Source organism: Polaromonas sp. P4_F6 (assembly GCF_056401275.1).
Map to the genome: position 1 here is coordinate 271,648 of NZ_JBFUJQ010000006.1, position 26,555 is coordinate 298,202.

25 protein-coding genes are annotated in these 26,555 nt (G+C 65.1%); 13 read left to right on the forward strand and 12 right to left on the reverse strand.

What is annotated here, in order from left to right; translation table 11 throughout:
• Positions 1-82 precede the first annotated feature (82 nt).
• Complete coding sequence (locus tag AC1DUN_RS16450; protein ID WP_477714890.1) at positions 83-1,057, forward strand: magnesium and cobalt transport protein CorA; 975 nt, start codon at positions 83-85, stop codon at positions 1,055-1,057.
• 1 nt (position 1,058) lies between these two features.
• Here the strand turns inward: AC1DUN_RS16450 and AC1DUN_RS16455 are convergent, their stop codons facing one another.
• Positions 1,059-1,739: a DNA-3-methyladenine glycosylase I gene (locus AC1DUN_RS16455; RefSeq protein WP_477714891.1), complete on the reverse strand. Its 681-nt coding sequence runs from the start codon at positions 1,737-1,739 to the stop codon at positions 1,059-1,061.
• A gap of 84 nt (positions 1,740-1,823) precedes the next feature.
• Here AC1DUN_RS16455 and AC1DUN_RS16460 point away from each other — a divergent pair, with 84 nt between their 5' ends.
• On the forward strand, positions 1,824-2,450 hold the full coding sequence (locus AC1DUN_RS16460; RefSeq protein ID WP_477714892.1) for a LysE family translocator: 627 nt from the start codon (positions 1,824-1,826) through the stop codon (positions 2,448-2,450).
• A 12-nt stretch (positions 2,451-2,462) separates the two neighbouring features.
• Here the strand turns inward: AC1DUN_RS16460 and AC1DUN_RS16465 are convergent, their stop codons facing one another.
• The 7 genes from AC1DUN_RS16465 to AC1DUN_RS16495 form a co-directional block, all read right to left on the reverse strand.
• Positions 2,463-2,864 carry an SRPBCC family protein gene (locus AC1DUN_RS16465; RefSeq protein ID WP_477714893.1) on the reverse strand — a complete coding sequence of 134 codons (402 nt, stop codon included), beginning with the start codon at positions 2,862-2,864 and terminating at the stop codon, positions 2,463-2,465.
• Positions 2,865-2,955: 91 nt separating this feature from the next.
• On the reverse strand, positions 2,956-5,331 hold the full coding sequence (locus tag AC1DUN_RS16470) for a heavy metal translocating P-type ATPase (RefSeq protein WP_477714894.1): 2,376 nt from the start codon (positions 5,329-5,331) through the stop codon (positions 2,956-2,958).
• A 205-nt stretch (positions 5,332-5,536) separates the two neighbouring features.
• Positions 5,537-6,334: an SDR family NAD(P)-dependent oxidoreductase gene (locus AC1DUN_RS16475; RefSeq protein ID WP_477714895.1), complete on the reverse strand. Its 798-nt coding sequence runs from the start codon at positions 6,332-6,334 to the stop codon at positions 5,537-5,539.
• Entirely contained in the window at positions 6,331-6,972 is a 642-nt protein-coding gene (locus tag AC1DUN_RS16480; RefSeq protein WP_477714896.1) for a 2-dehydro-3-deoxy-6-phosphogalactonate aldolase, read from the reverse strand. The genes AC1DUN_RS16475 and AC1DUN_RS16480 overlap by 4 nt, the downstream gene beginning before the upstream one ends.
• 26 nt (positions 6,973-6,998) lie before the next feature.
• Positions 6,999-7,880 (reverse strand): 2-dehydro-3-deoxygalactonokinase, encoded by an 882-nt coding sequence (locus AC1DUN_RS16485; protein ID WP_477714897.1) that lies wholly within the window; start codon positions 7,878-7,880, stop codon positions 6,999-7,001.
• Entirely contained in the window at positions 7,877-8,809 is a 933-nt protein-coding gene (locus AC1DUN_RS16490) for a sugar kinase (protein ID WP_477714898.1), read from the reverse strand. Before AC1DUN_RS16490 ends, AC1DUN_RS16485 begins: the two co-directional genes overlap by 4 nt.
• Before the next feature lie 154 nt (positions 8,810-8,963).
• Positions 8,964-10,703: an IlvD/Edd family dehydratase gene (locus AC1DUN_RS16495; RefSeq protein WP_477714899.1), complete on the reverse strand. Its 1,740-nt coding sequence runs from the start codon at positions 10,701-10,703 to the stop codon at positions 8,964-8,966.
• A 69-nt stretch (positions 10,704-10,772) separates the two neighbouring features.
• Here AC1DUN_RS16495 and AC1DUN_RS16500 point away from each other — a divergent pair, with 69 nt between their 5' ends.
• The 9 genes from AC1DUN_RS16500 to AC1DUN_RS16540 all read left to right on the forward strand — a co-directional run bounded on the left by AC1DUN_RS16500 (position 10,773) and on the right by AC1DUN_RS16540 (position 19,205).
• A complete protein-coding gene (locus AC1DUN_RS16500) occupies positions 10,773-11,756 on the forward strand; it encodes a 2-hydroxyacid dehydrogenase (RefSeq protein WP_477714900.1) in 984 nt (327 codons plus the stop codon).
• Between the two features lie 151 nt (positions 11,757-11,907).
• The gene (locus tag AC1DUN_RS16505; RefSeq protein WP_477661837.1) at positions 11,908-13,284 is read left to right on the forward strand and encodes an ABC transporter substrate-binding protein; all 1,377 of its coding nucleotides are present in this window, start codon (positions 11,908-11,910) and stop codon (positions 13,282-13,284) included.
• Positions 13,285-13,359: 75 nt separating this feature from the next.
• The gene (locus AC1DUN_RS16510) at positions 13,360-14,232 is read left to right on the forward strand and encodes a carbohydrate ABC transporter permease (RefSeq protein WP_477714901.1); all 873 of its coding nucleotides are present in this window, start codon (positions 13,360-13,362) and stop codon (positions 14,230-14,232) included.
• On the forward strand, positions 14,229-15,080 hold the full coding sequence (locus AC1DUN_RS16515) for a carbohydrate ABC transporter permease (protein WP_074577461.1): 852 nt from the start codon (positions 14,229-14,231) through the stop codon (positions 15,078-15,080). Before AC1DUN_RS16510 ends, AC1DUN_RS16515 begins: the two co-directional genes overlap by 4 nt.
• A gap of 15 nt (positions 15,081-15,095) precedes the next feature.
• Complete coding sequence (locus AC1DUN_RS16520; RefSeq protein ID WP_477714902.1) at positions 15,096-16,166, forward strand: ABC transporter ATP-binding protein; 1,071 nt, start codon at positions 15,096-15,098, stop codon at positions 16,164-16,166.
• Between the two features lie 8 nt (positions 16,167-16,174).
• On the forward strand, positions 16,175-16,942 hold the full coding sequence (locus AC1DUN_RS16525) for an SDR family oxidoreductase (protein ID WP_477714903.1): 768 nt from the start codon (positions 16,175-16,177) through the stop codon (positions 16,940-16,942).
• A gap of 33 nt (positions 16,943-16,975) precedes the next feature.
• On the forward strand, positions 16,976-18,022 hold the full coding sequence (locus AC1DUN_RS16530) for an L-idonate 5-dehydrogenase (protein ID WP_477714904.1): 1,047 nt from the start codon (positions 16,976-16,978) through the stop codon (positions 18,020-18,022).
• A 37-nt stretch (positions 18,023-18,059) separates the two neighbouring features.
• The gene (locus tag AC1DUN_RS16535) at positions 18,060-18,443 is read left to right on the forward strand and encodes a cupin domain-containing protein (RefSeq protein ID WP_413326065.1); all 384 of its coding nucleotides are present in this window, start codon (positions 18,060-18,062) and stop codon (positions 18,441-18,443) included.
• Between the two features lie 9 nt (positions 18,444-18,452).
• Positions 18,453-19,205 (forward strand): FadR/GntR family transcriptional regulator, encoded by a 753-nt coding sequence (locus AC1DUN_RS16540; RefSeq protein ID WP_477661832.1) that lies wholly within the window; start codon positions 18,453-18,455, stop codon positions 19,203-19,205.
• 27 nt (positions 19,206-19,232) lie between these two features.
• Here AC1DUN_RS16540 and AC1DUN_RS16545 read toward each other — a convergent pair whose 3' ends face one another.
• Both AC1DUN_RS16545 and AC1DUN_RS16550 read right to left on the reverse strand, forming a co-directional pair.
• On the reverse strand, positions 19,233-19,859 hold the full coding sequence (locus tag AC1DUN_RS16545) for a Rossmann-fold NAD(P)-binding domain-containing protein (protein WP_477714905.1): 627 nt from the start codon (positions 19,857-19,859) through the stop codon (positions 19,233-19,235).
• On the reverse strand, positions 19,801-21,528 hold the full coding sequence (locus tag AC1DUN_RS16550) for a DEAD/DEAH box helicase (protein ID WP_477714906.1): 1,728 nt from the start codon (positions 21,526-21,528) through the stop codon (positions 19,801-19,803). Before AC1DUN_RS16550 ends, AC1DUN_RS16545 begins: the two co-directional genes overlap by 59 nt.
• A gap of 365 nt (positions 21,529-21,893) precedes the next feature.
• On the opposite strand from AC1DUN_RS16550, the gene ettA reads away from it, so the two are divergent.
• Positions 21,894-23,555 carry an energy-dependent translational throttle protein EttA gene (ettA, locus tag AC1DUN_RS16555; RefSeq protein ID WP_413326071.1) on the forward strand — a complete coding sequence of 554 codons (1,662 nt, stop codon included), beginning with the start codon at positions 21,894-21,896 and terminating at the stop codon, positions 23,553-23,555.
• A 139-nt stretch (positions 23,556-23,694) separates the two neighbouring features.
• Positions 23,695-24,231 (forward strand): DUF1415 domain-containing protein, encoded by a 537-nt coding sequence (locus AC1DUN_RS16560; protein ID WP_477714907.1) that lies wholly within the window; start codon positions 23,695-23,697, stop codon positions 24,229-24,231.
• An 18-nt stretch (positions 24,232-24,249) separates the two neighbouring features.
• On the opposite strand, the gene AC1DUN_RS16565 is transcribed toward AC1DUN_RS16560, so the two are convergent.
• Positions 24,250-24,615, reverse strand: a complete 366-nt coding sequence (locus AC1DUN_RS16565) for a response regulator (RefSeq protein WP_477714908.1) — start codon at positions 24,613-24,615, stop codon at positions 24,250-24,252.
• A 140-nt stretch (positions 24,616-24,755) separates the two neighbouring features.
• Positions 24,756-26,519: a sensor histidine kinase gene (locus AC1DUN_RS16570; RefSeq protein WP_477714909.1), complete on the reverse strand. Its 1,764-nt coding sequence runs from the start codon at positions 26,517-26,519 to the stop codon at positions 24,756-24,758.
• Positions 26,520-26,555: the final 36 nt, after the last annotated feature.

Consider the following 26,555-nt stretch of genomic DNA (forward strand, 5'->3'; position numbering starts at 1 on the left):
GATACCGCGGCGAGGGCGCAGTTGCGCTTCAGAGCCGCTGTGCCAGAATTCACGCAGGCAGCCAACTTGCGGGAAACATCAGATGCTTATCAATTGTGTGGTTTACCAGAACGGCACCAAGCTCGCCGATATCCCGGTCAGCGAGATCAGCGACTACATCTGCCGGCCCGATGCCTTTGTCTGGGTGGCGCTGCAGGACGCCACGCCGGAAGAGCTCGAGGAAATGCAGCACGAGTTCGGCCTGCATGAGCTGGCGGTTGAAGACGCCAGGCACGGCCACCAGCGACCCAAGATAGAAGAGTACGGCGCCTCGCTGTTCTCGGTGCTGCACCTGGTGGAGCCCTCTACCGACAAGCCGGGCGAGCTTCACGTTGGCGAGGTCGACGTGTTCACCGGTAAAAATTATGTGCTCTCCGTGCGCAACCGCAGCAACAAAGGTTTCCTCGGTGTGCGCGAACGCTGCGAGCGCGAGCCCGAGCTGCTGCGCCACGGTTCGGGTTTTGTGCTGTATGCCCTGATGGATGCGGTGGTTGACCGCTACTTCCCCATCCTCGACGACCTCGAGACCGAGCTGGAACTGATCGAGAAGGAAATCTTCACGCCCGGCGCCGCGCGCAAGAACATCGAGCGGCTCTACGAACTCAAAGGCAGCGTGATGATCCTCAAGCATGCGGTCGCGCCGCTGCTCGAAGGCGCCAGCAAGCTCCACGGCGGCCGGGTGCCGCAGATCTGCAGCGGCGTGCAGGATTATTTTCGCGATGTGGTCGACCATTTGTCGCGCATCAATGCGCTGATCGAAAACATGCGCGACACGATAGGCACCGCCATCCAGGTCAACCTGGCGATGGTCACCATCGAGGAAAGCGAAGTGACCAAGAAGCTCGCGGCCTGGGCCAGTATTTTTGCGGTCTGCACCGCCTTTGCCGGCATTTGGGGCATGAACTTCGAAGCCATGCCCGAACTCAAATGGCGCTACGGCTACCCCATGGCCATCAGCATGATTGTGGTGGCTTGCTCTCTCCTCTACTGGCGCTTCAAGCGCGCGCGCTGGTTGTAACCTAGGGCAGGGGCGGTGGCGTGAACGCCTTGCGCGCCGCCAGCGCGGCCTTGCGGCTGGCGCAACCCTCAAGGTGATCGTTGACCAGTCCCATGGCCTGCATAAAGGCATACATGGTGGTCGGCCCCACAAAAGTCCAGCCGCGTTTTTTGAGGTCCTTGGACAGCGCGGTGGAGGCCGGCGAGGTCGGCATGGCCTTGACGGCCTCATGCGTGATGCGCGCGGGCCGGCTTTTGGCCTCGGGCTCCAGCCGCCAGACAAAAGCGCCCAGCGAACCGAACTCTTTTCGCAGCTCGATCACACGCTGCGCATTGTTGATGGTCGAGGCGATCTTGCCCGCATGGCGGACTATGCCCGCGTCGTTGAGCAGGCGCTTGATATCGCGCGCGCCGAAGCGCGCCACCTGCTCGGCGTCGAAGTTGGCGAATGCGCTGCGAAAGGCTTCGCGCTTGTTCAAAATCGTCAGCCAGCTCAGGCCGGCCTGGAAGCCCTCGAGGCAGATTTTTTCAAACAGCCGGCGTTCGTCGTCCACCGGGAAACCCCATTCGCTGTCGTGGTAGTTGCGGTAGAGGGGCGTTGCCTGGCACCAGGCGCAACGCGTGGTGCGGCTATCGTCGGTGAAAAGGCCCGCGGCGGGCGATGCGGCAACCGCGGGGGGCTTGGGTGGGGCGGCTAAAGGCATGGGCGATTTTAGGCAGATGCGGGCGGCCGGCGCTATCATGAAACCCAATCCCTTCATTGACCCGCCACTTCGGAAACACCCATCATGTCCCTCCAGCTCTGGCTCGCATTCGTCGCTGCAACCGCCGTCCTGCTCATCATCCCGGGCCCCACCATCCTCACCGTCATCAGCTACTCGATGGCGCACGGCAAGCGGGCCAATATTCCGCTGGTCGCCGCCGTGGCGCTCGGTGATTCCACGGCACTGGTGGTCTCGCTGTTCGGCCTGGGCGCTTTGCTGGCGGCCTCGGCTTTCTGGTTCACGGTGGTCAAATTGGCGGGCGGCCTCTACCTGCTCTACCTGGGCATCAAGCTGTTGCGTGCCGGCATCTCGCCCCTGCAGGCCACCGCGCCCGAGGCGCCGGGCTCCTTGTGGAAGCTGTTCGGCAATACCTACCTGGTCACAGCGCTCAATCCCAAGGGCATTGTGTTTTTTGTGGCCTTTTTGCCCCAGTTCATCAACCCGGGCGCCGACGTGGCGCGCCAGCTCTGGATACTGGCCACCACTTTTGTGGTGATGGCCGGCCTCAATGCCACGCTGTATGCGGTGTTTGCCGCTTCGGCGCGTACCCTGCTGGCCTCGCCGCGCGCGCAGCGGCGGTTTAATTTCGCGGGTGGCTCGCTGCTGTCCATGGCTGGCGTCTGGGCCCTGCTGGCCAAGCGGCCGGCCTGAGTTCGCCCGGCTTCAGGCGGCCGGCGTGCCGAGCGTGCGCTGCATCACTGCCCCGCCCTGGGTCATCATCATGTCGATGTAGCTCCCCAGCGCATCGGGCAGCACGTCGGTGATCCAGACGAAACGGGTCCGGTTTTCACCCTCGGCAAACAGTTGCGCCGATGCATGGTGGTGGCTGGCCTTGCCGCCGACCACCGTGTAGCTGAGGCGATGCGCCGCCTCATGGAGGCCTACCAGTACTTCACGCGCGACCATGCCGTTGGCAAAGGTCACGGTGCGGCTGCCTTCGCCGGGCTGGCAATCGACCACAAAGCCCGGCGCCAGGCGCCGGTGCACCGCGTTGAAGTCGCGCAGCGCATCCCAGACACTGTCTATGCCGGCGTCGACGATGAATTCCTTGTAGATCGTGGCCATGGTGTCTCCAGTCTGGCTGGCGCCGGGCGGGCGCCTTGTTATCGGAGCATAGCCATCAAACCGGGCGGAGACAGCCCTGATTAGGCGGCGTTTACAAACGTTTTCCACGCAGCCTCAACGCATTGCTGATCACCGACACCGAACTCAGGCTCATCGCCAGGGCCGCGATCATGGGCGACAGCAGCCAGCCGGTGAAGGGAAAGAGCAGGCCCGCGGCCAGCGGTATACCGAGCGCGTTGTAGACAAAGGCAAAGCCGAGGTTCTGCTTCATGTTGGCGATCGTCGCTTCCGAGATTTTCCGGGCCTGCGCGATGCCGCGCAAATCACCCTTGACCAGCGTGATCTGGGCGCTGTTCATGGCCACGTCGGTGCCCGTGCCCATGGCGATGCCCACATTGGCCTGTGCCAGGGCCGGGGCGTCATTGATGCCGTCGCCGGCCATGGCAACGGTATGGCCTTCATCTTGCAGGCGCTTGACCAGCGCCAGCTTGTCGGCCGGCTGGACGCCGCCGTGCACCTCGTCAATGCCCAGGCGGCCGGCGATGGCCTTTGCGGTGGTCAGGCCGTCGCCGGTGGCCATGATCACGCGCAGGCCGGCGGCTTTGAGCGCCGCCAAGGCCTCGGGCGTACTGGCTTTGACCGGGTCGGCCACGGCGAGCAGGCCGGCAAGCCGCCCGTCGACCGCGAGGTGCATCACGCTGGCGCCTTCGGTACGCAGCGCTTCCGCCTGGGCCAGCAGGGCATCCACCGTCACACCGGCTTGCGCCATCAGCGCGGTATTGCCGAGTGCCAACTGCCGGCCGGCCACGCGTCCGCTGACGCCTATGCCGCTGGCCGACTCGAAGTTCTCGGGCGCATCCAGGGGCAGGCCGCGTTCGCGCGCCGCCGCCACAATGGCGTCGGCCAGCGGGTGTTCACTGCCCTGGTCCAGGCTGGCGGCCAGCCGCAACACCTCGTCGGCGCTGAATCCGGTGGCGGGGACCGCGCGGTCGAACGCCGGCTTGCCGGCCGTCAACGTACCGGTCTTGTCGACGATCAGCACGTCGACGGTGCGCAAATGCTCAATGGCCGCCGCATCGCGAAAAAGAATACCCTGGCCGGCCGCCTTGCCGGTGGCGACCATGATGGACATCGGCGTGGCCAGGCCCAGCGCGCAGGGGCAGGCGATGATGAGTACCGCCACCGCGTTGATCAGGCCGTAGACCCAGCTTGGCTGCGGGCCGAAAAACCCCCATCCCAGGAAAGTCAGTACCGCCACGGCCAGCACGGCCAGCACAAACCAGCCGGCCACCTGGTCGGCCATGCGCTGCAGCGGGGCTTTGGAGCGTTGGGCCYGCGCCACCATCTGCACGATTTGCGACAGCATGGTTTGCGCGCCGACGCGCTCTGAGCGCATCACCAGGGCACCGCTGGTGTTGAGCGTGGCGCCTATCAGCTTGTCGCCGGGGCGTTTGCTCACGGGCAGGGGCTCGCCGGTCAGCATGGATTCATCGACGGCGCTGCCGCCTTCGGTGACGATGCCGTCGACCGGCACTTTCTCACCGGGGCGCACGCGCAGGCTGTCGCCGACGTGCACATGGGTCAGCGGCACGTCTTCCTCGGTGCCGTCGGCCTTGATGCGCCGCGCGGTTTTGGGCGCCAGGCCCAAAAGCGATTTGATCGCAGCGGAGGTTTGCGAGCGCGCCTTCAGCTCCAGCATCTGGCCGAGCAGCGTCAGCGAGATGATCACGTCCGCGGCTTCAAAGTAGACCGCCACACGGCCCATGGAAACAAACGAATCGGGGAACACCCCGGGCGCGAGAGCGGCGACCACGCTGTAGGCAAAGGCCGCCCCCGTGCCCAGGCTGATCAGGGTCCACATGTTGGGGCTGCGGTGGGCCACCGATTGCGCGCCGCGCGCGAAGAAGGGCCAGCCAGCCCACAGTACAACCGGCAGGCTCAGCACCAGCTCTATCCAGCTTTGCACGGCCATGTTGAACCAGCCGAGCTGGTGGCCGAACATGGCCAGTACCGTGACCACCACGCTGAGCGGCAAGGTCCACCAGAAACGGCGGGTGAAGGATTTGAGCTCCGGATTCTCATCGTCATCGAGGCTGGGCATGACGGGCTCCAGTGTCATGCCGCAGATCGGGCAGTTACCTGGATGGTCCTGCCGGATTTCCGGGTGCATGGGGCAGGTGTAAAGGGTTTCGCCGCCCTGGCTCGCATCAGGCTCGCGTGCCGCTGGGGGTGTGGGTTCGAGCGCCGCCTTGGGCGCACCGACATAGGCCGCCGGGTCGGCGGAGAATTTGGCCAGGCAGCCGGCGCTGCAGAAGTAGTAAGGCCTTCCTTCGTGTTCAAGGTGGTGTGCGGACGCCGTGCTGACGTTCATGCCGCAGACGGGATCCTTCAGCCCGGCTGGTGAAGCGGGCGGCATGTGGCCTGTGCCGTGTACGCCTCCCGGCGCGGCGTGGTGTGTGTGATTCATGGCGGGTTTCCTTTTCCATTCTGCAGACCTGGACCAGGCCCACGGACAAGCGTAGACCTTCCCCCCGTGGGAAGGTCAAGCCTCATGGATGTGAGGGGTATTTGCCATGGGCGGCGAGAGGGATCTTCAAGGCCTGCCGTGGTGGAGGGCCTGATCCATATCAACCGAAGGTGAAAAACCGGCACGCCTGCGCGTGCCTGCCGGGCTATGCGGGCACGGTGTAGTTCAAGGTCATGCGCCCGCCGTCCACCACCACGATTTCGCCGGTGATATAGCTGGCCGCATCGCTGGCCAGGTAGGCCACGGTGTCGGCGATCTCCGAGGGCTCGCCCAGGCGCTTCATGGGCGTGCGGCTCATGATTTTGGCCTTGGCCTCGTCGCTGGTCAGCACGGCTTTGGCGGCCAGCTCGGTGGCGATGGTGCCGGGCGCGACGGCATTGACGCGCACGCCCTGGCCGGCCAGCGACAGGGCCATCACGCGCGTGAGCTGGTTGATACCGCCCTTGCTGACGTTGTAGCTGGCGATTGTGGGAATCGCGAGCACGCCGTTGACCGAACTCATGTTGACGATGCTGCCCTTGCCGGCGGCGGCCATCACGCGCGCCACGGCCTGGCCCACCAGGAAGGAGCCCTTGAGGTTGATGCGCAGCACGGCGTCAAAGTCGGCTTCCGTCACCTCGAGGAATTCGGCCGCCCTGAAGATGCCGGCGTTGTTGACCAGCACGTCGATGCGGCCGTGGGCGGCCACGGCCTGCGCGACCAGCGCGTCGACCTGGGCCTTGTCGCCGACGTCGCAGTGCACATACAGGCCGCCCAGCTCCCGGGCCAATGCCGTGCCGCGCGCGTTGTCTATGTCGGCAATCACCACATGGGCCGCCTCGCGCGCAAAGCGGCGCGCGCAGGCCTCGCCTATGCCTTGGGCACCGCCGGTGACGATGCAGACGCGGCCGGCCAGGCCGAAGGAGATGGTCGTGGATGCAGGCGCGGAAGTGGGGGTGTTCATGCCCGCATGCTACCCGTGTAGGCGGCGATGAAGTTTTTCGCGCTGTCGGCCACCTGGGCGGCCGTCATGCCGGGCTTGTACAGCGCCGAGCCTATGCCGAAGCCGCTGGCGCCGGCCGCGAGGTAGGCGCCCATATTGGCCGGTGTGACGCCGCCCACCGGCATGACAGGGACCGTCGCCGGCAGCACGGCGCGCAGGGCCTTCACCACGGCAGGCGTGATCATCTCGGCCGGGAACAGCTTGAGGCCGGTGGCACCCGCTTCAAGCGCGCCAAAGGCCTCGCTGGGGGTGATCACGCCGGGCAGGCAGACCATGCCCAGGCGCGCGGCTTCGCGCACCACGGCCGGGTTGAAGTTGGGCGAGACGATGAGCTGGCCGCCCGCAGCCTGCACATTGCGCACGTCTTCGGGTGTCAGCACCGTGCCCGCGCCTATCAAGGCCTCGGGATAGGCGCTTGCCATGGCGGCGATGCTGTCCAGCGGCTGCGGCGAGTTGAGCGGAATCTCGATCAGCGTCCAGCCCGTGGAGACCAGCGCCTGGCCCACGGGCAGGGCTTCGGCCGGTGTGAGCCCGCGCAAGATGGCGACCAGGGGGAGGGTGGCCAGGGCTTGGGAAAATTTGGGGTATGCGGTGTTCATGGTGTTCTATCAATGGGTTCGCGGGGTCAGCCCAGCGTGTCGGCAATCGCGCGCAGGCCGCGCCAGGTGGCGCCCGCGCCCACGCGCTGGACGGGCACACCGAGCTGGGCCAGCGCCTGTTCGTAGCGGGCCGTGAGCGCTTCGGCGCCCATGACCACCACGGGCTCGCCGCGCGGCAGCGTTTGCGCCTTGAGTTCTTCGCCTATGACCAGGCCCGAGAGGTAGCTGGGCAGGGCTGCGGTATCCATGCGGTTGAACAGCGACAGCGTGCGCGTGCTGAAAGCCGTGTTCAGCAGGCCGGGGCCGGCCAGCGCATGGGCCACGCCCTGGTCAAAGGCGGCGCTGTCCAGCGCGGGTTCGTCCTCCGGCAGCATGCGCGCGAGTATGGAATGGCGGCGCAGCAGGGCGTACAGCTCGCCGGTCATCCAGGTCGAGAAATCCCTCACCTTGCGGTCCGTCACGCTCACCCATTTGCTGTGCGTGCCGGGCAGCACCAGCCGGGCATGGTCCAGGCCCAGCAATTGCAGCGCTCCGAAGATTTGTGTTTCCTCGCCGCGCATCACATCGGGCGCGCCGGTTTTGTCAATGGAGAGGCCCGGCACGATCGCGATGCGGCCCGGCTCCACCCACTCCAGCGCGGCGGCAATCGCATCAAAGCCGGCCGGACAGGCGCAGTAGGGCGCTTCGCGCCAGCCTTGCTTGCTGCCGGCCATGCCGGAGATCAGGCACAGCGTGCCGGGCGTCATCCAGTCGCCGAAGCAGCTTTGAAAAACCTCAGGAAAGCCGCCGGCCTCCACCGTCAGGATGCCGCGCGGGAAAGCGCGTTCTTGCAGCGCCGCGCCATCTGCGCCCAGCAGCGCGCCGCGCAGCGACGAGCTGCCCCAGTCGACGGCCAGCAGGCGACTCACAGCAGGGCCCTGACCTGTTCGGGGCGCGGCAGCGGCGCCACGGCGCCATAGCCTTGCACCGTGAGGGCGGCCGCCGCGTTGGCGTAGCGTGTGGCGTCGAACACCGTGTCGCCCTGGGCGATGCGCGCCAGCAGGTTGCCGCAAAAGCAGTCGCCCGCGCCGGTGGCATCCACCAGCTTCACGCGGTGCACGGGCACGCGTTCGCGCCGCGTGCCGTCGCTGACCAGCGCGCCCTCGCCGCCCAGCTTGAGCACCACGGTTTTGGCGCCCAGGCCATGGCCCCAGTCCACCACTTGGTCGGGGTCCGTCATGCCGTTGAGGGTGGTGATGTCTTCCAGGCTGGGCAGGAAGATGTCGCACAGCGACACGGCATGGCGGGTGCAGGCCAGGGCGCGGTCCAGCGGCCAGAGCTTGAGCCGCAGGTTGGAGTCAAACGAGACGAGCGTGCCGGCCTCTTTGGCGAGCTTCATGGCGGCGAAGGCCGTGTCGCAGGCGCTCGCGGAAATCGCCAGCGAGATGCCCGAGACATGCAGCACCCTGGCCTGGCGCACGGCGTCAAGCGCGCCGGCCTGCTGCAGCCAGGCCGGCGTCATGCGGCTGGCGGCGGAGCCCGCGCGCAGGTAGCTGAATTCATGGCCCTTGGGGCCGTGTGTGACGAAGTAAAGGCCGGTGCTGGCTTCGCTGTCCTGCTGGACGGCGGCGGTGGAGACGTTTTCGGCGGCCCACAAGGCCATCAGCGACTGGCCGAAGGTGTCGCCGCCCAGACGGGTCAGGTAGGCGGTGCTGGCGCCGGCGCGCGCGGCGGCGATCACGGCATTGCTGGTGTCGCCGCCAAAGCCTTGCAGGTAGTTGGGCTGGCCGGCCGTGGTCTGGTTGAACTCCACCATGGCTTCGCCGAGCGCGACGACATCGAATTTTCTGGCTTGCATTGGGTTTCCTGGCTTCTTGCGCCTTCTTCTGCCTTCTTCGGGCATCCCGGCGCGGGCCTTTTCAGGGAAGAAGAACCGGGAAAAGCACGCCGCGCCTCAAACCACTATGGTACCCGCCGCCTGCGCGCGGCCCGGTACCCGCCTTGTACCCGGCTCAGTGGTTGTCGCGCGGCACAAAAGCCCCGCGCTTGCCGACCAGGAAATCCAGGTCCACGCCTTCATCGGCTTGCAGCACATGGTCGATGTAGAGCTTCCAGTAGCCCGAATTCAACGGCGGCTGGGGCGGCGTCCAGCTGRCCATGCGTTTTGCCAGTTCCTCGTCGCTCACATGCAGGTGCAGGCGGCGATTCGGCACGTCGAGCTCGATGATGTCGCCGTTCTGCACCAGGGCCAGCGGGCCGCCGGCGGCGGCTTCAGGCGCGGTGTGCAGCACCACGGTGCCGTAGGCCGTGCCACTCATGCGCGCATCGCTGATGCGCACCATGTCGGTGATGCCCTTGCGCAGCACCTTGGGCGGCAGCGGCATGTTGCCGACTTCGGCCATGCCGGGATAGCCCTTGGGGCCGCAGTTCTTGAGCACCATCACGCAGTTTTCGTCGATGTCCAGGTTTTCGTCGTCAATGCGCGCGTGGAAGTCTTCAATGGTTTCAAACACCACGGCCCGGCCCTTGTGCACCATGAGCGCCGGCGTGGCGGCGCTGGGCTTGATGACGGCGCCGCGCGGCGAAAGATTGCCACGCAGCACGGCGATGCCGGCCTTGTCCTTGAAGGGCGCGGACAGCGGCTTGATCACCTCGGTGTTGAAGTTCTCCGCGTCGGCGATGTTTTCACCAATGGTCTTGCCGTTGGCGGTGATGGCGCCGGTGTGCAGGTGCTGCGCGATCTCTTTCATGACCACCGGCAGGCCGCCGGCGTAGCAGAAGTCTTCCATCAGGTATTTGCCCGAAGGCTGCAGGTTGACCAGGCAAGGCAGCTCGCTGGCGAGACGGTCGAAGTCGTCCACCGTGAGTTCCACGCCTATGCGCCTGGCAATCGCGATCAGGTGGATCACCGCGTTGGTCGAGCCGCCAATCGCCGCCAGTGTCTTGATGGCGTTTTCAAACGCCTGGCGCGTGAGGATTTTCGACAGCGTAAGGTCTTCATGCACCATCTCGACGGCGCGGCGGCCGGCCATGCGGGCCAGCACATTGCGCCTGCCGTCCACCGCAGGGTAGGCGGCGTTGCCCGGCAGGCCTATGCCCAGCGCTTCGACCATGCTGGCCATGGTCGAGGCCGTGCCCATGGTCATGCAGTGGCCGTGGCTGCGGTGCATGCAGCTCTCGGCTTCGAAAAATTCCTGGAGTTTCAGGGTGCCGGCGCGCACCTGCTCGCTCATGCTCCAGACGCCGGTGCCCGAGCCCAGCTCCTGGCCGCGCCATTTGCCGCTCAGCATGGGGCCGCCGCTGACGCCCACCGTGGGCAGGTCCACGCTGGAAGCGCCCATGACCAGGGCGGGGGTGGTCTTGTCGCAGCCCATCAGCAGCACCACGCCGTCAATGGGGTTGCCGCGTATGCTTTCTTCCACGTCCATGCTGGCCAGGTTGCGGTACAGCATGGCGGTGGGGCGCAGCAGGGTTTCGCCCAGCGACATCACCGGGAACTCGAGCGGGAAGCCGCCGGCCTCGTAGACGCCTATCTTGACCTGCTCGGCAATCGTGCGGAAATGCGAGTTGCAGGGCGTCAGTTCGCTGAAGGTGTTGCAGATGCCGATGACCGGCCGGCCGTCGAACTGGTCATGCGGAACGCCCTTGCCCTTGACCCAGCTGCGGTAGGCAAAGCCGTCGCGGTCCTGGCGGCCGAACCATTGCTGGCTGCGGAGTTCGTGGGCGGGTTTTTTCTTGGGTGGTGTGCTCATGCGGGAAAGTCCTTAATTCGTCAAACATATTATCGTCATACCATTGACCTGGCTATCTTAGTGAAAACCATGACCGCAGGAGCCCGCCCCGTGTCCGTCCCGTCCAGCCGCCCGCACATCCTCACCGTCGCCAAGCTCCCGCCCTTCCTGATGGAGCCGCTGCAGGCGGCTTATGAAGTCCATGACAGGCTGCACGAGAGCGACCCCGCGGCCTTCGCCAAGGTCGCGCCGCTGGTGCGCGGCATCGCGGGGGGCGGAGAGTCCAAGGTGCCACGCTCGCTGATGGACCAGTTGCCGGCGCTGGAAATCGTTTCCATCATGGGGGTGGGCTATGACGGCGTGGACGTCCCCGCCGCTCTGGAGCGGCGCGTTCCGGTTACCCACACGCCCGGTGTGCTCAACGACGAAGTGGCGGACCTGGCCATAGGCCTGATGCTGTCGGTGGCGCGCCGCATCCCGCTGGCGGACCGTTATGTGCGCGCAGGGCGCTGGGCCAAGGAAGGTCCCATGCCGCTGGCGCGCAAGGTCTCGGGCGCGCGCCTGGGCATCGTCGGCCTGGGCCGCATAGGCCAGGCCATCGCGAGCCGGGCCGAGGCCTTCGGCATGTCGATTGCGTACACCGGCCGCAGCGCCAAGGCGGAACTCGCTTACACCTTTTACCCCACGGCACAGGCGCTGGCCGCGCAGGTGGATTTCCTCATCGTGATCACGCCGGGCGGCGCCGGCACGCACCACCTGATCAATGCCGAAGTGCTCGAGGCCCTGGGGCCTGAGGGCTACCTGATCAATGTGGCGCGCGGTTCGGTGGTCGACGAGGCGGCTTTGGTTGATGCGCTGCAACGGGGCGTGATCGCCGGCGCGGCGCTCGATGTGTTCGAAAAAGAGCCGCACCCCAGCGAGGCGCTCTGGTCCATGGAGAACGTGGTGCTGACGCCGCACATGGCCAGCGGCACGGTGCAGACGCGCCACGCCATGGCCAAGCTGGCCGTGGACAACCTGCGCGCGCATTTTGCCGGGCAAGCCCTCTTTACCCCGGTGCCGGAATGGCATTGAATCCATCCTGGGCTTGGTTCCGGGGCAGGAATGCTCCGGGTTTTCCATAAAAGACCAGGGGGTTAATCATCATATGATAACAATGCGTCCGAGAGCGCATGGCGACGAGTTTTTGCAGTTCAACAACCCACCCGCAGAGGAGACAAGACAAATGAGACTCAAGACAATCCTGGCCGCCGCGATGGTCGCGGCCGGCCTCATATCGGCGGGGCAGGCCTCCGCCCAGGAAAAGCTCACCGTCTGGTGGGTCAAGGGCTTTTACAAAGCCGAAGACGATGCGCTCTTCGCCGCGATCAAGAAGTACGAGGAAAAGCACAAGGGCGTGAAGGTCGAGCTTTCGCAGTACCCCGTGCAGGACATGATCCCGAAAACCGTGGCGGCACTCGACTCCGGCAGCCCGCCCGACGTGGCCTATGCCGACGTCTATGACTTCCAGGTCGCCGGCAAGTGGGCCTTCGACGGCAAGCTTGAAGACATCAGCAGCGTGATCAACCCCATGCGCGCGCGTTTCGCTCCCAACACGGTGGAGACCGCCTTCCTCTACAACGACGCCACCAAGACCCGGGCCTATTACGCCTTCCCGATGAAGCAGCAGACCATGCACATCGAGTACTGGGTGGACATGCTCAATGAGGCCGGCTTCAAGGAATCCGACATTCCCACGGCCTGGAAGGACTACTGGTCCTTCTGGTGCGACAAGGTGCAGCCCGCGCACCGCCAGAAAACCGGCAACCGCACTTTCGGCATAGGCCAGCCGCTGGGCGTGGATTCCAGCGACTCCTTCTATTCCTTCCTGACCTTTATGGACGCCTACAACGTCAAGCTGGTCAGCGACAGCGGCAAGCTGCTGGTCGACGATCCGCAGGTGCGTGCGGGCCTGATCAGCGCGCTGACGGACTACACCCAGCCCTACGCCAAGGGCTGCACGCCGCCTTCGTCCACCAGCTGGAAGGACCCGGACAACAACGTCGCCTTCCACAACAAGACCACCATCCTGACCCATAACGCGACGATCTCCATCGCCGCGAAGTGGCTGGACGACATGAACAACGCGTCGCTCAAGCCGGAAGACCGCGAGACCGCGAAGAAGAACTACACCGAGCGCATCCGCACGGCGGGCTTCCCGAACAAGCCCGACGGCAGCAAGATGGTGTACCGCGCCGCCGTCAAGGTGGGTGTGGTGTTCAACCAGGCCAAGAACAAGGCCCGCGCCAAGGAGTTCGTGTCCTTCCTGATGCAGGAAGAGAACCTCACGCCTTATGTGGAAGGCTCGCTGGGCCGCTGGTTCCCGGTGACCAAAACCGCGCAGCAACGCCCGTTCTGGAAAGCCGATGCGCACAGGCTGTCGGTCTACAACCAGTTCACCGCCGGAACCGTCAACTTCGAGTTCACCAAGAACTACAAGTTCACCATCCTGAACAACGAGAACGTCTGGGCCAAGGCGGCCAATCGCGTGATCAATGAAAAGATGCCGGTGGACAAGGCCGTTGACGAAATGATCGCCCGCATCAAGACCGTGGCGAACTGAGCGCTGACCGACTGAAGAAAGCCGCGCCGCCCGCCCCGATTTCCGGGGTGGCGGCGCGCGTCAACAAAGCAAAGCATGAGCACTGCAACCATCCAACAGGCCGCCCCTTCGGTGCGCGCCGAGCGCGCCGCCATGACTTCGTGGGAGAAGTGGGGACTCGCGCTGGTCGTTCCCTACCTGCTGATTTTTCTGGTTTTCGTGATCTATCCCGTGGGCTACGGCCTGTGGCTGGCACGCCATCCGGACAGCTATGTCAGGCTGTTTGCCGACCCGATCTTTTTCCGCTCGCTGGTCAACACGGTGGTGTTCATCGTCGTGGCGGTGAACCTCAAGATGGTGGTGGCGCTGTTCCTGTCGGGATTTTTCCTGAACACGCGCTGGTGGATCAAGGCGCTGTCGGTGATTTTTATCCTGCCCTGGGCCGTGCCCTCGATCCCGACCATTCTGTCGATGCGCTTCATGCTCAATCCCGAGTGGGGCGTCATCAACACCCTGATTTTCAAGGCCACGGGCATAGACGGCCCCAACTGGCTCAATGACCCGACGCTGGCGCTGTCTTTCTCTATGCTGGCGCACATCTGGAAGTCTTTGCCCTTCTGGACGCTGATCCTGCTGGCAGGACGCATGGCCATACCGGCCGAGCAGTATGAAGCGGCCTCGGTGGACGGCGCCACGGTCTGGCAGAAGTTCCGCTTCATCACCTGGCCGTCCATGCGCTCGCTGTACCTGACCTCGACCATCCTGTCCATGATCTGGACATTAGGCGACTTCAACAGCGTCTACCTGCTCACGGGCGGCGGGCCGGCCGACCTCACGCATGTGCTGGCCACGCTGGGCATCCGTTACCTGCGCCTGGACCAGGTCGACCTGTCCCTGGCCTCCATCGTCGTGGCCCTGCCCCTGGTGCTGCCGCTGGTGTATTTCATGATGAAAAGGTTGTCCAAATGAGCCGCGTCACACTGCGTTCAGTCACCCGGGAGGCCAGGCTGCTACTGGTCGGCATCCCGGTCCTGCTGTGGACGCTGATCCCCATCTACCACATGGTGCTGTTCGCGATCTCGCCGCGCAACGAAGCCACGACAGGGCGGCTCTGGCCCAAAAAGCCCACGCTGGACAATTTCGAGACGGTGTTCTGGCAAAAGCATTTCTACCTCGACCACTTCTGGGTGCAACTGGGCAACTCGCTGGTGATCGCGCTGTCGGTGGGGGTGCTCACGCTGGTGGTCTCCACCACCGCGGCCTTTGCCATCAGCCGGCTCAAGGTGCGCGGCGGCCGTACGGTGATGAACATGGCGCTTTTCACCTACTTCATCCCAGCCGCTTTCCTGGCCGTTCCCATGTACAAGACCATGGGCAACTACGGCATGCTGAACCACCAGTGGTCGCTGATCCTGGCCATGGTGACCATCGCGTCGCCCTATTGCATCTGGGTGCTCAAGCAGGCCTCCGACAAGCTGCCTTACGAGCTTGATGAAGCGGCCCGTATGGACGGCGCCACGGCCATGCAGCTGTTCCGGCTGGTCTACCTGCCGCTGATGGTGCCCTCGCTGGTGGCGGTCGGCACCTATGCGCTGCTGCTGGCCTGGAACGAATACCTCTACGCCTTCCTGCTGCTGTCCAGGGACACCAGCGTGACGCTGGCGGTGGCCCTGGGCAACTTCCTCGCCGCCGACGACTCGCCATGGGAACTGCTGATGGCCACCGGCCTGATTTACGCGCTGCCTCCGGCGGCAATTTATTACGCTTTCAAACGCTATATGGTGTCGGGCCTCACAGCCGGTGCCGTGAAAAGTTGACCCGGGAAATACCACATGGCTTCTGTATCGTTTCGCAATATTGAAAAGGCCTTCGGCAAGGTCAAGATCATTCACGGCATCAGCTTTGACATCTCCGACGGCGAATTTGTCGTGCTGGTCGGGCCCTCGGGCTGCGGCAAGTCCACGCTGCTGCGCATGCTGGCCGGGCTGGAGGAAATCAGCGGCGGCGAGATGTCGATCGACGGCAAGGTCATCAACGAGCTCGACTCCAAGGACCGCGACATCGCGATGGTGTTCCAGAGCTACGCGCTTTATCCGCACATGACGGTGCGCGACAACATGGCTTTCAGCCTGAAGCTGCGCAAGGCCGATGCCGAACTCACCAACAAGCGCGTGGGCGACGCCGCCCGCATCCTGAACCTGGACCCGCTGCTGGACCGCTTTCCGCGCGAACTCTCGGGCGGGCAGCGCCAGCGCGTGGCCATGGGGCGGGCCATCGTGCGCGACCCCAAGGTCTTCCTGTTCGACGAGCCGCTGTCCAACCTGGACGCCAAGCTGCGCGTGGCCATGCGTGCCGAAATCAAGGCCCTGCACCAGCGCCTGAAAACCACCACCGTCTACGTCACGCATGACCAGATCGAGGCCATGACCATGGCCGACCGCATTGTGGTCATGCACGACGGCATCATCGAGCAAATAGGTACGCCCCTGGAGCTGTTTGACCGGCCCGGCAACCTGTTTGTCGCGCAATTCATAGGCTCGCCCGCCATGAACGTCCTCAAGGGCGTTTTGCGCAAGGAGGGCGGCCGGGCCTGGGTCGAAGCCGAGGGCCACCAGTGGCCCATAGGCCAGATTGCCCAGGCGCAGGACGGCCAGCCCGTGCATTACGGCGTGCGGCCCGGCGACCTGTCGCTGTCCGCCACGGGCCAGGGCATTCCGGCCAAGGTCATTGTGGTCGAGCCCACCGGTGCAGAGACTGAGTTGCTGCTCGAGGTGGGTGGCGCCAAGGTCATCGTGGTGATGCATGGCCGCACGGCGGTGCGCCCCGACGAGATCGTGCACCTGGACATCGCGGCCGGCAAGACCCATGTGTTTGACGACGCCAGCGGCGCCCGCCTGGATTGAGCCCCTCCATGGTTTTGAACTCCTTCAGGCTTGATGGGCGCCTTGCGCTGGTGACCGGCTCTTCGGGCGGCATCGGTTTCGCGTTGGCGCGCGGCCTGGGGCAGGCGGGAGCCACCCTGGTGCTCAACGGCCGCGACAGCGCCAAGCTGGAGCGCGCAGCCGGCGTGCTGCGCGAGGAGGGTTTTACTGTCCATACACGCGGTTTTGACGTCACCAATGCCGCCGCGGTCCAGGCGGCGGTGGAGGACATCGAAAGCACGCTGGGCGGCATAGACATCCTCGTCAACAACGCCGGCATGCAAAGGCGCATGGCCCTGCAGGATTTCCCCGAACAGGACTGGCATGAGCTGATGCGCACCAATGTCGACAGCGTCTTTTTTGTCGGGCAGGCGGTCGCCCGGAAAATGATCACGCGCGGCAGGGGCAAGATCATCAACATCTGCTCGGTGCAGAGCGAGTTGGGGCGTCCCAACATCGCACCCTATATGGCCAGCAAGGGCGCGGTCAAGATGCTGACCAAGGGCATGGCGATCGACTGGGGCCCTCACGGCATCCAGGTCAACGGCCTAGGGCCCGGCTACTTCAAGACCGAACTCACGGAAAAACTCGTGGCCGACGAACAGTTCAGCGCCTGGCTCACGGGGCGCACGCCCAGCAGGCGCTGGGGCGACGTGGCCGAGCTGGCCGGCGCGGCCGTGTTCCTGGCCAGCGATGCCTCCAGCTTTGTCAACGGCCATGTTTTATATGTCGACGGCGGGGTGACGGCGACTTTGTGACGCCGCCGTCCCGCGCAACCAGGGAGAAACATCATGCGTGGACTTGTCTGTCATGCGCCCCTAGATCTGCGCCTTGACGCGCTGGATACCGAAACCCTGGGCCCGCATCAGCTGCGTGTGCGGGTGGCCTACGGGGGCATTTGCGGCTCGGACCTGCATTACTTCCAGCATGGCGGCTTCGGCACGGTGCGCATCAAGGAGCCCATGGTACTGGGCCATGAGGTGTCGGGCGTGGTCGAGGCCGTGGGCAGCGAGGTCAGCGGCCTGCGCGCCGGCCAGCGCATCGCGATTTCGCCCTCGCGGCCTTGCGGCGTTTGCCGCTTCTGCCAGCAGGGCTTGCACAACCACTGCATGGACATGCGGTTTTACGGCAGCGCGATGCGTTTTCCGCACATCCAGGGCGCTTTCCGCGAAACCCTGGTCATCGAGGCTGCTCAGGCGCATCCCGTGGCCGACGACCTGCCGCTGTCCGAGGCCGCGCTGGCCGAGCCTTTGTCGGTGGGCCTGCACGCGATTTCGCGGGCCGGCTCGGTGTTCGGCAAACAGGTGCTGGTCACCGGCTGCGGCCCTATAGGCGCCTTGCTGATCGCCGGCCTGCGCCGCGCGGGCGCGGCCCGCATCGTGGCGGCCGATATCGCCGAGCTTCCCCTGGCCTGCGCCAAAAAAATGGGTGCCGACCAGACCATCAACCTGGCCCAGGAGCCGGACGGCCTGGCGGCCTTTGCCGCCGGCAAGGGGCAGTTCGACGTGATGTTGGAGGCCTCGGGCAATGAAAAAGCCCTGGTCGCCGGCCTGGATGTGGTGGCGCCGCGCGGCGTCATCGTGACGGTGGGCCTGGGCGGCAATGTCTCGCTGCCGCTCAACACCCTGGTTGCCAAGGAGCTGGAACTGCGCGGCACCTTCCGCTTTCATCCCGAATTCGCTGTGGCGGTGGCTTTCCTGAACCAGCGCCTGATAGACGGCCGGCCCGTCATCACCGACATCGTCGCCTTCGAGCAGGCCACGCATGCCTTTACACTCGCCGGCGACAAGCGCCAATCCATGAAGGTGCAGATCGCCTTTGGCGGCGAAGCTTCATGAAGCGCCTGCTTTTCACAGCCATTCACCGGAGTTCTCCGTGACCGTTTTTTCCAAAGTCATTCTTTACACCGATACCGACGGCCGCGCCAGATTCCGGGAAGAAGCCGTCCCGCTGGGCGAAGGCTCACCGCAGGCCATGCTGTCCGAAGTGTTCGCTTCGGGCGGCTACCAGCTGCGCCACAGCCCTTTGGGCTTTCGCAGCCAGTTCCATTGCACGCCGAATCCGCAGTGGGTGTTCATCCTGGGCGGCGAGATGGAGATCGGCCTGCAGGGCGGGGTCTCGCGCATCTTCAAGCCGGGCCAGCATTTCTACTCGGCCGACGTGCTGCCGGCCGGCGCCACCTTCGACCCGGCCCTGCACGGCCACTGGAGCCGCCAGGTAGGGCCGGACCCGCTGGTCACGCTGTTTGTGCGGGGCTGAAAGCACGCCATGGCCACCATGAAAAACGTCCACGGCAACACGGTAGACCATATCGGTGAAGCCATCGTCGCGGGCCGTTATGCCGCCGGCATGTCCATGCCGCCGGAGCCGGTGCTCTGCGAGGAACTGGGCGTGAGCCGCACGGTGGTGCGCGAAGCGGTCAAGTCGCTGATTGCCAAGGGCCTGGTCACCACCGGCCCCAAGGTGGGTACCCGCGTGCTGACCGAGGAGCACTGGAACTGGTTCGATCCGGACGTGATTGCATGGAAAGCCAAGGCCGGCATCACACCCGAATTTTTGCGCGACCTGCTGGAGCTGCGGCGCCTGGTGGAGCCCGCTGCCGTGCGCATGGCTGCGGAGCGCGCCACCGCGCAAGAGATCGCTGAAATCGAGGATGCCTATGCCGGCATGAAGCGCGCCGTGGAAGGCGGCGGCGACTACGTCACCTACGACCTGCGTTTTCACCAGGGCCTGCTGCGCTCCGCGCACAACCGCATGCTGATCCAGATGAGCAAGGCGCTGAGCGCCTTGCTGCGCACCAGTTTTGAAATTTCCACCATCCGCAAGGACGGCCCCAAACGCTCCTTGCCGCTGCACCGGGCGGTGCTGGACGCGGTGATCGCCCGCAACCCGGCCAAGGCCGAAAAGGCGATTCTGGTATTGATCGACGGCGCGCACGAGGATATCGAGCTGGTGCTCGGCTCGCGGCGGCGGCTGCCTAAATTGAGTAATCCGGCCAAGCAGCTTAAAGCGGCGGCCTGAGCGTCTTTTTCTTAGCGTCTTGGCGTCTTAGCGGCGCTGCATGTCGCCGGACAGGACCACGTGATGTCCCTGTCGAACCGCCACTTCCTCGACCAGCGTGCGCGCGACGCTGTCCGCCGAAACGGACTGGTAGTTCAGCGGTATCACGTGACTGAGGCGTTTTGAAAGACTGATCGCCAGTTTTTCACCGCCGCGCAAAGGCTGGCCCAGCGCCTCCCGGTCGCCCGCCAGAAAGGACGGCCGCACCACCACCAGCGTGGCAAAACCGAGCTGCGAAAGCGCTTGCTCAGCCTCGCCCTTGACGCGGGTGTAGAAGAGCATGGAATGCGGGTCGGCGCCCATGGCGCTGACCAGGCCCAGGCGCGTGGCGCCGGCATTGCGGCCGGCACGGGCCACGGCCAGCACAGCGTCGAAATCCACCGCCCTGAAGGCCGCGCGGCTGCCTGCCGTCTTGATGGTGGTTCCCAGCGCGATGAAAACATCGTCCACCGGCGGGGCCTTGAAACCGGCAAAAGAATCGACCAGGTGCACAACCAGCCGGCTGTCATGCCGGGCCGGTGCGCGGCGGCCCACGCAGTGGACCGCCGAATAGCGCTTATCGGCCAGTAAAAGGTCCAGGACCGCCCGGCCGACGAGGCCCGTTGCCCCGGCCACCAGAGCCACCCGCGCCGCCGCCGGAGCGGTTGCCGCGGTAGTTGCCCCGGTTGCCGCCCGTTGGCTGGCCGGAGGAGGGGAAGCCTGAGGAGGCGTGGCTGGCGGGTTGGCGGTCGTCGAAGTCATTGCGTGGCTCCCTGGACTCGTTGCGGGGTGCGCGCGGCTGCTGCTCGTCGCGCTGGCGTGGCGCCTGGGCCTGCCGTGGCGGCTGGCCGTTCTGGGAATAACCCGAAGCCTGGCGTGGCTGGCCGGGGTTGGGAGTGCGCGGGCCGCGGCCGCTGCCATTGCCGTTGCCACCACCACCGTTACCGCCGCCGGCGGGGCCGCGACCACGGCCGCCACCGTTGTTGCCGCCGCCGTTGCCGCCGCGCGCGGGCTGGGCGCCCTTGGTGTCGCGGATGCGTTGCATCATCTCGGTGCGGGCGGCCTTGGCGGCGGCCTGCATCACTTCGCGGCTGGGCGGCTTGCCCAGGCCGCCCCAGATGGTCTGGCGGCCCATGGCCAGCGGCTCGGCGCGTTCGCCGGGCTCGGCTTCAAAACCGGGAACGATGATTTTTTCGATGTTCTGCTTGGTGAAGCGCTCGATGTCCTGCATGAAGCCTTCCTCATCGAGGCAGACCAGGCTGACGGCTTCACCGCTGTTGCCCGCGCGGCCGGTGCGGCCAATGCGGTGCACATAGTCTTCGCTGACGTTGGGGATTTCGTAGTTGACCACGTGCGGCAGCTCGTCGATGTCGATGCCGCGGGCGGCGATGTCGGTGGCCACCAGGGCGCGTATCGTGCCGCTCTTGAAGTCGGCCAGCGCCTGCGTGCGGGCCGTCTGGCTCTTGTTGCCGTGCAGCGCCATCGCGGGGATACCGTGCTTGGTCAGGTGCTCGGCCACGTTGTTCGCGCCGAACTTGGTGCGCGTGAACACCAGCACCTGGCTCCAGTTGTGTTCGTTGATGATGTGGGTCAGCAGCGCTTTCTTCTTGCTGCGGCCCACGGGGTGTATGGTCTGCGTGATGCGCTGCACCGTGGTGTTGCGCGGCGTGACCTGGATGGATTCGGGGTTTTTGAGCAGGCCGTTGGCCAGTTCGCGGATTTCATCGCTGAAGGTCGCGCTGAACAGCAGCGACTGCTTTTGTTTGGGCACCAGGGCCAGCACCTTCTTGATGTCGTGGATGAAGCCCATGTCGAGCATGCGGTCGGCTTCGTCCAGCACCAGGATCTGCACCTGGCTCAGGTCCAGCGTGCCTTGGCTCGCGTGGTCCAGCAGGCGGCCGGGGGTGGCGACCAGGATGTCCACGCCGCGGCGCAGTTTTTCGATCTGGGCGCCCATGCCGACGCCGCCGAACATCACCATGGAGGTGAGGTCGGTGTATTTGCCGTAGGTGCGCACGCTTTCCTCGACCTGGGCCGCGAGTTCGCGGGTGGGGGTCATGATCAGGGCGCGCACGGCGTTGACGCCGCGGCGGTTGGTCAGGCGCGCTTCGGTGGACAGGCGCTGCAGCAGGGGCAGCGTGAAGGCTGCGGTCTTGCCGGTGCCGGTCTGGGCGCCGCCCAGCAGGTCGACACCCTTGAGCACGGCGGGGATCGCCTGGGCCTGGATGGGGGTGGGTGTGTCGTAGCCCTGCTCGAGCACGGCCTTCAGAATGGCCGGGGCCAGGTTCAATTCTTCAAATGTCATGATGTGGCGCCGTAGGGCGCTTTGGATCGGCCTGTTGGGCGCCCTGTTGGAAGGCAACCCGCCAGTCAAAGGCAGATGGGGTCAGAAAGTCGGGCCGAAAACATCGAAATAGCCGCTTGAGGCGGTACCCGGATGTGCCCAAATGTTGAAGGCAACTGGAGCCAGCAACCCCTGTATTGTCGCACAGCAACGATAATGGGGCATTCACGCAGAAAAACACGCCCCTTCAAAAGGCGTTGGCGCCCCGGCGCGGCGTGTCGTTCCAGCTCGCAGGAAACTGCCGGTAGCCTGTGAAAATAGCGTTTACAGGCCGCAGGCAGCCGTTTCCCGCAATGTTTTTTTCATTTTTACCAAAGTAAATCCCGATGGCTCAGTACGTATTTACCATGAACAAGGTCGGCAAAATCGTGCCGCCCAAGCGCCATATCCTCAAGGAGGTGTCGCTCAGCTTCTTCCCGGGCGCCAAGATCGGCGTGCTGGGCACCAACGGCTCCGGCAAGTCCACGCTGCTCAAGATCATGGCTGGCCTGGACAAGGAAATCGAGGGTGAAGCCACCCCCATGCCGGGCCTGAACATCGGCTACCTGCCGCAGGAACCCAAGCTGGACCCCGAGCACACGGTGCGCGAGAGCGTGGAAGCCGGCATGGGCGCGGTGTTTGCCGCTAAGGCCCAGCTCGAAGCCGTGTACACGGCCTACGGTGAGCCCGATGCCGATTTCGACGCGCTGGCAGCCGAGCAGGCCCGCCTGGAAGCCATCATCGCCACCGCCGGCACCGATTCCGAGCACCAGCTCGAGATCGCCGCCGACGCGCTGCGCCTGCCGCCCTGGGACGCCAAGATCGGCGTGCTCTCGGGTGGTGAAAAACGCCGTGTGGCCCTGTGCAGCCTGCTGCTGTCCAAGCCCGACATGCTGCTGCTCGACGAGCCGACCAACCACCTGGACGCCGAATCGGTGGACTGGCTGGAGCAGTTCCTGCAGCGCTTTTCGGGCACCGTGGTGGCCATCACCCACGACCGCTACTTCCTGGACAACGCCGCCGAATGGATCCTGGAACTGGACCGCGGGCACGGCATTCCCTGGAAGGGCAACTACAGCAGCTGGCTGGACCAGAAGGGCGAGCGCCTGGCGCAGGAGCAAAAGGGCGAGGAAGCCCGCGCCAAGGCCCTGAAGAAGGAACTCGAATGGTCGCGCCAGAACCCGAAGGCGCGCCAAGCCAAGAGCAAGTCGCGCCTGGCCCGTTTCGAGGAGCTCTCGGACTACGAATACCAGCAGCGCAACGAAACCCAGGAAATCTTCATTCCCGTGGCCGAGCGCCTGGGCAATGAAGTCATCGAGTTCAAGAACGTCAGCAAGTCCTTCGGCGACCGCCTGCTGATCGACAACCTGAGCTTTCAGGTGCCCGCGGGCGCCATCGTCGGCATCATCGGCCCCAACGGCGCGGGCAAGTCCACGCTGTTCAAGCTGATCGCCGGCAAGGAGCAGCCCGACAGCGGCGAAGTCGCCATCGGCAAGACCGCGCGCATGGCTTTCGTCGACCAGCACCGCGACGACCTGGCCAATGACAAAACCGTCTGGGAAGACATTTCCGGCGGCCTGGACATGCTGACCGTCGGCAAGTTCACCATGCCCAGCCGCGCCTATGCCGGCCGCTTCAACTTCAACGGCGCCGACCAGCAAAAACGTGTCGGCATGCTGTCGGGCGGCGAGCGCGGGCGTTTGCACCTGGCCAAAACCCTGATCGCGGGCGGCAACGTGCTGATGCTGGACGAACCCTCGAACGACCTGGACGTGGAAACCCTGCGCGCGCTCGAAGACGCCTTGCTCGAATTCGCCGGCTCGGTGCTGGTGATCAGCCATGACCGCTGGTTCCTGGACCGCATCGCGACCCACATCCTGGCCGCCGAAGGCGACAGCCAGTGGACCTTCTTCAACGGCAACTACCAGGAGTACGAAGCCGACAAGAAGAAACGTTTGGGTGAAGAGGGCGCAAAACCCAAGCGCGTGCGCTTCAAGGCATTGCATTGAGCCCCCACGCTTTTCACTTCGTGTAATGCGCTGCCCCCCGAGGGGGCGCTGCGCCTGCGGCCCGGCAAAGCCGGTTCCGCGGCCCCTGCTTGATTGAAGAGCCGCCGCGGCCGTTGCGTGCGGCTCTTTGGAGATGCTTATGACCGACGAGGAAGTCCTGACAAAAACCCGCTTGTGGCTCGAAAAAGCCGTGATCGGGCTCAACCTGTGCCCGTTTGCCAAGGCGGTCTACGTCAAGAACCAGGTGCGCCTGGTGGTCAGCCATGCCCGGCATGCGGATGACCTGCTGGAAGAACTGGACCGCGAGCTGGACCTGCTGGCCGCCACGCCGGCCGAGGAGGTCGACACTACGCTGCTGATCCATCCCACGCTGTTCGAGGACTTCCTGGACTTCAACGACTTCTTGGAGATTGCCGAGGGCGTGGTGGACGAGCATGGCCTGGAGGGCGTGATCCAGCTGGCCAGCTTTCACCCGCGCTTCCAGTTTGAGGGCACCGAGCCCGACGATATCGGCAACTACACCAACCGCGCGCCTTTCGCCATCCTGCATTTGCTGCGCGAGGAGAGCGTGGAACGGGCCGTGGAGGCCTTTCCCGAGGCCGAAGCGATTTTCGAGCAGAACATCGCGGTGCTCGAAAAACTGGGTCACCAGGGCTGGAAGGCGCTGGGCCTTTAGCCTTGCGGGAACAGCCGGCTACTTGGGCAGGTACTGCTTGAGCACCGCCTGCAGCTGGGCGAAATTAAAGGGCTTGGTCACATAGGCGCTGGCGCCCAGGCGCAGGGCTTCCTCGAGCCGCTCCGACTCGGCACTGGCCGACAGGAACACCAGAGGCACCCGGCTGAGCGCGGGTTCCGCCTGCAGCGCGGCCAGCACCTCAATGCCGCTCATCTGCGGCATCATCACGTCGCAGAAAATCAGGTCCGGCGGCTGCTCGCGGGCCAGCTGCAGGCCGGCGCCGCCGTCCGCCGCTCCCAGGCCTTCGTGGCCCTCAAGCCGGACGAAGCGCAGCAGGTTATCCCGGATATGGGACTCGTCTTCAATCACCAGAATGCGCGCCATGGTTCTTTCGTAGCGAAGGCCCCGGCTGTCGTTGTTAGGGGGCGGATTTCCCTGAGCCGCCAGGCCGCGGGCTGCACCGCTGGCCTGGCCTGATGCCCATCTTATAGCCTTGCCCCGGTTTTGGGCCGGTTTTTGCCGCCTTAAATCGTGACGGTGAAGCGCGTGCCCTGGCCCACGACGCTGGCGACCTCGATGCGGCCACCGTGCAGGTCGACGGAGTTTTTCACGATGGCCAGCCCCAGGCCCGTGCCCTGGATCTCCCCGACATTGCTGGCCCGGTGGAACCACTCGAACAGGTGGGGAAGCTCTTCGGCCGGAATGCCTATGCCCTGGTCCGACACCTCGAAAGCCACCCGTCCCTGCGACGAAGAGACCCGAAACAGGATCTTCCCGCCCTGTGGCGAGTATTTGATGGCGTTGGACAGCAGGTTGCCGAAAATATGGCGCAGCAGCTTTTCATCAAAAAGCCCGACCGCCGGCTGGGCCTCGAATTCCAGGGCCAGCTCGCAGCCCGCCTCCGAGTGCTGGATGCGGGCGTCCTCGACCAGGTCCTGGCACAGTGCCTGGAGGTTGACCTGCGCCGGCTGGAACTCCAGCATCTGCGCCTCCACTTTGCCCAGCAGCAGCACGCGGTCCAGCATCTGGGTCATGCGCCGCACGCCGGTTTCTATGGTGGCGATGACATCGGCCTTTTCGGGCCCGGGCAGGCGGTCGCCATAGTGTTTGAGCAGCTCCGCCGACGACAGGATGAAGGCCAGCGGCGTGCGGAATTCATGCGAGGCCACCGAAATGAAGCGCGATTTCATGTCGTTGAGTTCGGTCTGCCGCTGCAGGGTCTGGCGCTGCGTGAGTTCAGCCTGCAGGCGGGCCGTGGCGTCCACCACGAAGATCAGCGTCGCCTCGCGCTTGCCCCATTCGATCTTCACGGCGGAAAGCTCCAGCGAGCGCACCTCGCCGGACTGGGTGATGACGCGAAAGCTGTACATCGAGTCCACCTCGTCGCCGCGCAGGCGCCGTTCATGGCGCTCGCGCATCACCGGCAAGTCCTCGGGGTGGACCGTCGCCGTGTAGGGCTGGGACAGCAGGTACTCGCGCGGGTGGCCCACGATGCGCTCCAGGCTGGGGTTGACGAACACCATGCGGTCGTCCTGCACCACCACCACGCCGACACCGACGTTTTCAATCACCGTGCGGTAGCGCTCTTCGGATTTGCGCAGCTCGTCCAGCGCCTGGTAGCGCTCGATCGCGCTGCTCACATGGTTGGCGACAAAGGAAAGGATGTCGGCGTCCGTGTCGCTGTAAGCCACGCCCGGCTCATAGCCCTGCACCGCCAGCACGCCGCCTATGGCGCCTCGTATGTGCATGGGCACGCCCAGCCAGGAACTGAAGGTCATGTCGCCGCTGCCTTCGGTCACCTGGCCGCCGGCTTCCAGCCGCTTGAGCCGCGCTGCGTCAATGATCTGCGGCCGGCCGGTGCTGAGCACGAACTCGGTCAGCCCGCGCCGGTAGGGCACATTGCTGCGCTGCAGCGTGTCGCCGTCGCGTTCGTCCACGTAATAGGGAAAATCCTTGCGCTGCTTTTGCGCGTCGTAAAGGCACACGTAGCAGTTCTTCGCGTACAGCAGCTCGCCCAGCAGGCCGTGCACCGACTGCAGGAAATCGTAGAAGGAGAGGTCCGCCGCCGCCCGTTCGGCGATGCGGTAAAACACCCGTTGCAGGGTTTCGGCCTTTTTCTGCTCCCGCGCTTCGGCCTGCAGCTCGCGGGTGCGCTGCTCCAGCCACAGGGTGGCCGAGGTTTCCTGCTTCTGCTTTTCAAGCTGCAGGTCCCGGTAGTCGGCCTGCAGCGCCTGGTATTGCTGTTGCAGCTGCTGGAGCTGGCGGTGCAGGTCGGCGTCAGACGGCATGGCGCGGCTTTCGTGCTCGGGTGGAAAGACGGCCGC

Excerpts from the sequence above, each read along its gene's own strand:
- AC1DUN_RS16450 (WP_477714890.1), top strand. The coding sequence starts at position 83 with ATGCTTATCAATTGTGTGGTTTACCAGAACGGCACCAAGCTCGCCGAT.
- AC1DUN_RS16455 (WP_477714891.1), bottom strand. The coding sequence starts at position 1,739 with ATGCCTTTAGCCGCCCCACCCAAGCCCCCCGCGGTTGCCGCATCGCCC.
- AC1DUN_RS16460 (WP_477714892.1), top strand. The coding sequence starts at position 1,824 with ATGTCCCTCCAGCTCTGGCTCGCATTCGTCGCTGCAACCGCCGTCCTG.
- AC1DUN_RS16465 (WP_477714893.1), bottom strand. The coding sequence starts at position 2,864 with ATGGCCACGATCTACAAGGAATTCATCGTCGACGCCGGCATAGACAGT.
- AC1DUN_RS16475 (WP_477714895.1), bottom strand. The coding sequence starts at position 6,334 with ATGAACACCCCCACTTCCGCGCCTGCATCCACGACCATCTCCTTCGGC.
- AC1DUN_RS16480 (WP_477714896.1), bottom strand. The coding sequence starts at position 6,972 with ATGAACACCGCATACCCCAAATTTTCCCAAGCCCTGGCCACCCTCCCC.
- AC1DUN_RS16490 (WP_477714898.1), bottom strand. The coding sequence starts at position 8,809 with ATGCAAGCCAGAAAATTCGATGTCGTCGCGCTCGGCGAAGCCATGGTG.
- AC1DUN_RS16500 (WP_477714900.1), top strand. The coding sequence starts at position 10,773 with ATGACCGCAGGAGCCCGCCCCGTGTCCGTCCCGTCCAGCCGCCCGCAC.
- AC1DUN_RS16505 (WP_477661837.1), top strand. The coding sequence starts at position 11,908 with ATGAGACTCAAGACAATCCTGGCCGCCGCGATGGTCGCGGCCGGCCTC.
- AC1DUN_RS16510 (WP_477714901.1), top strand. The coding sequence starts at position 13,360 with ATGAGCACTGCAACCATCCAACAGGCCGCCCCTTCGGTGCGCGCCGAG.
- AC1DUN_RS16515 (WP_074577461.1), top strand. The coding sequence starts at position 14,229 with ATGAGCCGCGTCACACTGCGTTCAGTCACCCGGGAGGCCAGGCTGCTA.
- AC1DUN_RS16520 (WP_477714902.1), top strand. The coding sequence starts at position 15,096 with ATGGCTTCTGTATCGTTTCGCAATATTGAAAAGGCCTTCGGCAAGGTC.
- AC1DUN_RS16525 (WP_477714903.1), top strand. The coding sequence starts at position 16,175 with ATGGTTTTGAACTCCTTCAGGCTTGATGGGCGCCTTGCGCTGGTGACC.
- AC1DUN_RS16530 (WP_477714904.1), top strand. The coding sequence starts at position 16,976 with ATGCGTGGACTTGTCTGTCATGCGCCCCTAGATCTGCGCCTTGACGCG.
- AC1DUN_RS16540 (WP_477661832.1), top strand. The coding sequence starts at position 18,453 with ATGGCCACCATGAAAAACGTCCACGGCAACACGGTAGACCATATCGGT.
- AC1DUN_RS16550 (WP_477714906.1), bottom strand. The coding sequence starts at position 21,528 with ATGACATTTGAAGAATTGAACCTGGCCCCGGCCATTCTGAAGGCCGTG.
- ettA (WP_413326071.1), top strand. The coding sequence starts at position 21,894 with ATGGCTCAGTACGTATTTACCATGAACAAGGTCGGCAAAATCGTGCCG.
- AC1DUN_RS16560 (WP_477714907.1), top strand. The coding sequence starts at position 23,695 with ATGACCGACGAGGAAGTCCTGACAAAAACCCGCTTGTGGCTCGAAAAA.
- AC1DUN_RS16565 (WP_477714908.1), bottom strand. The coding sequence starts at position 24,615 with ATGGCGCGCATTCTGGTGATTGAAGACGAGTCCCATATCCGGGATAAC.
- AC1DUN_RS16570 (WP_477714909.1), bottom strand. The coding sequence starts at position 26,519 with ATGCCGTCTGACGCCGACCTGCACCGCCAGCTCCAGCAGCTGCAACAG.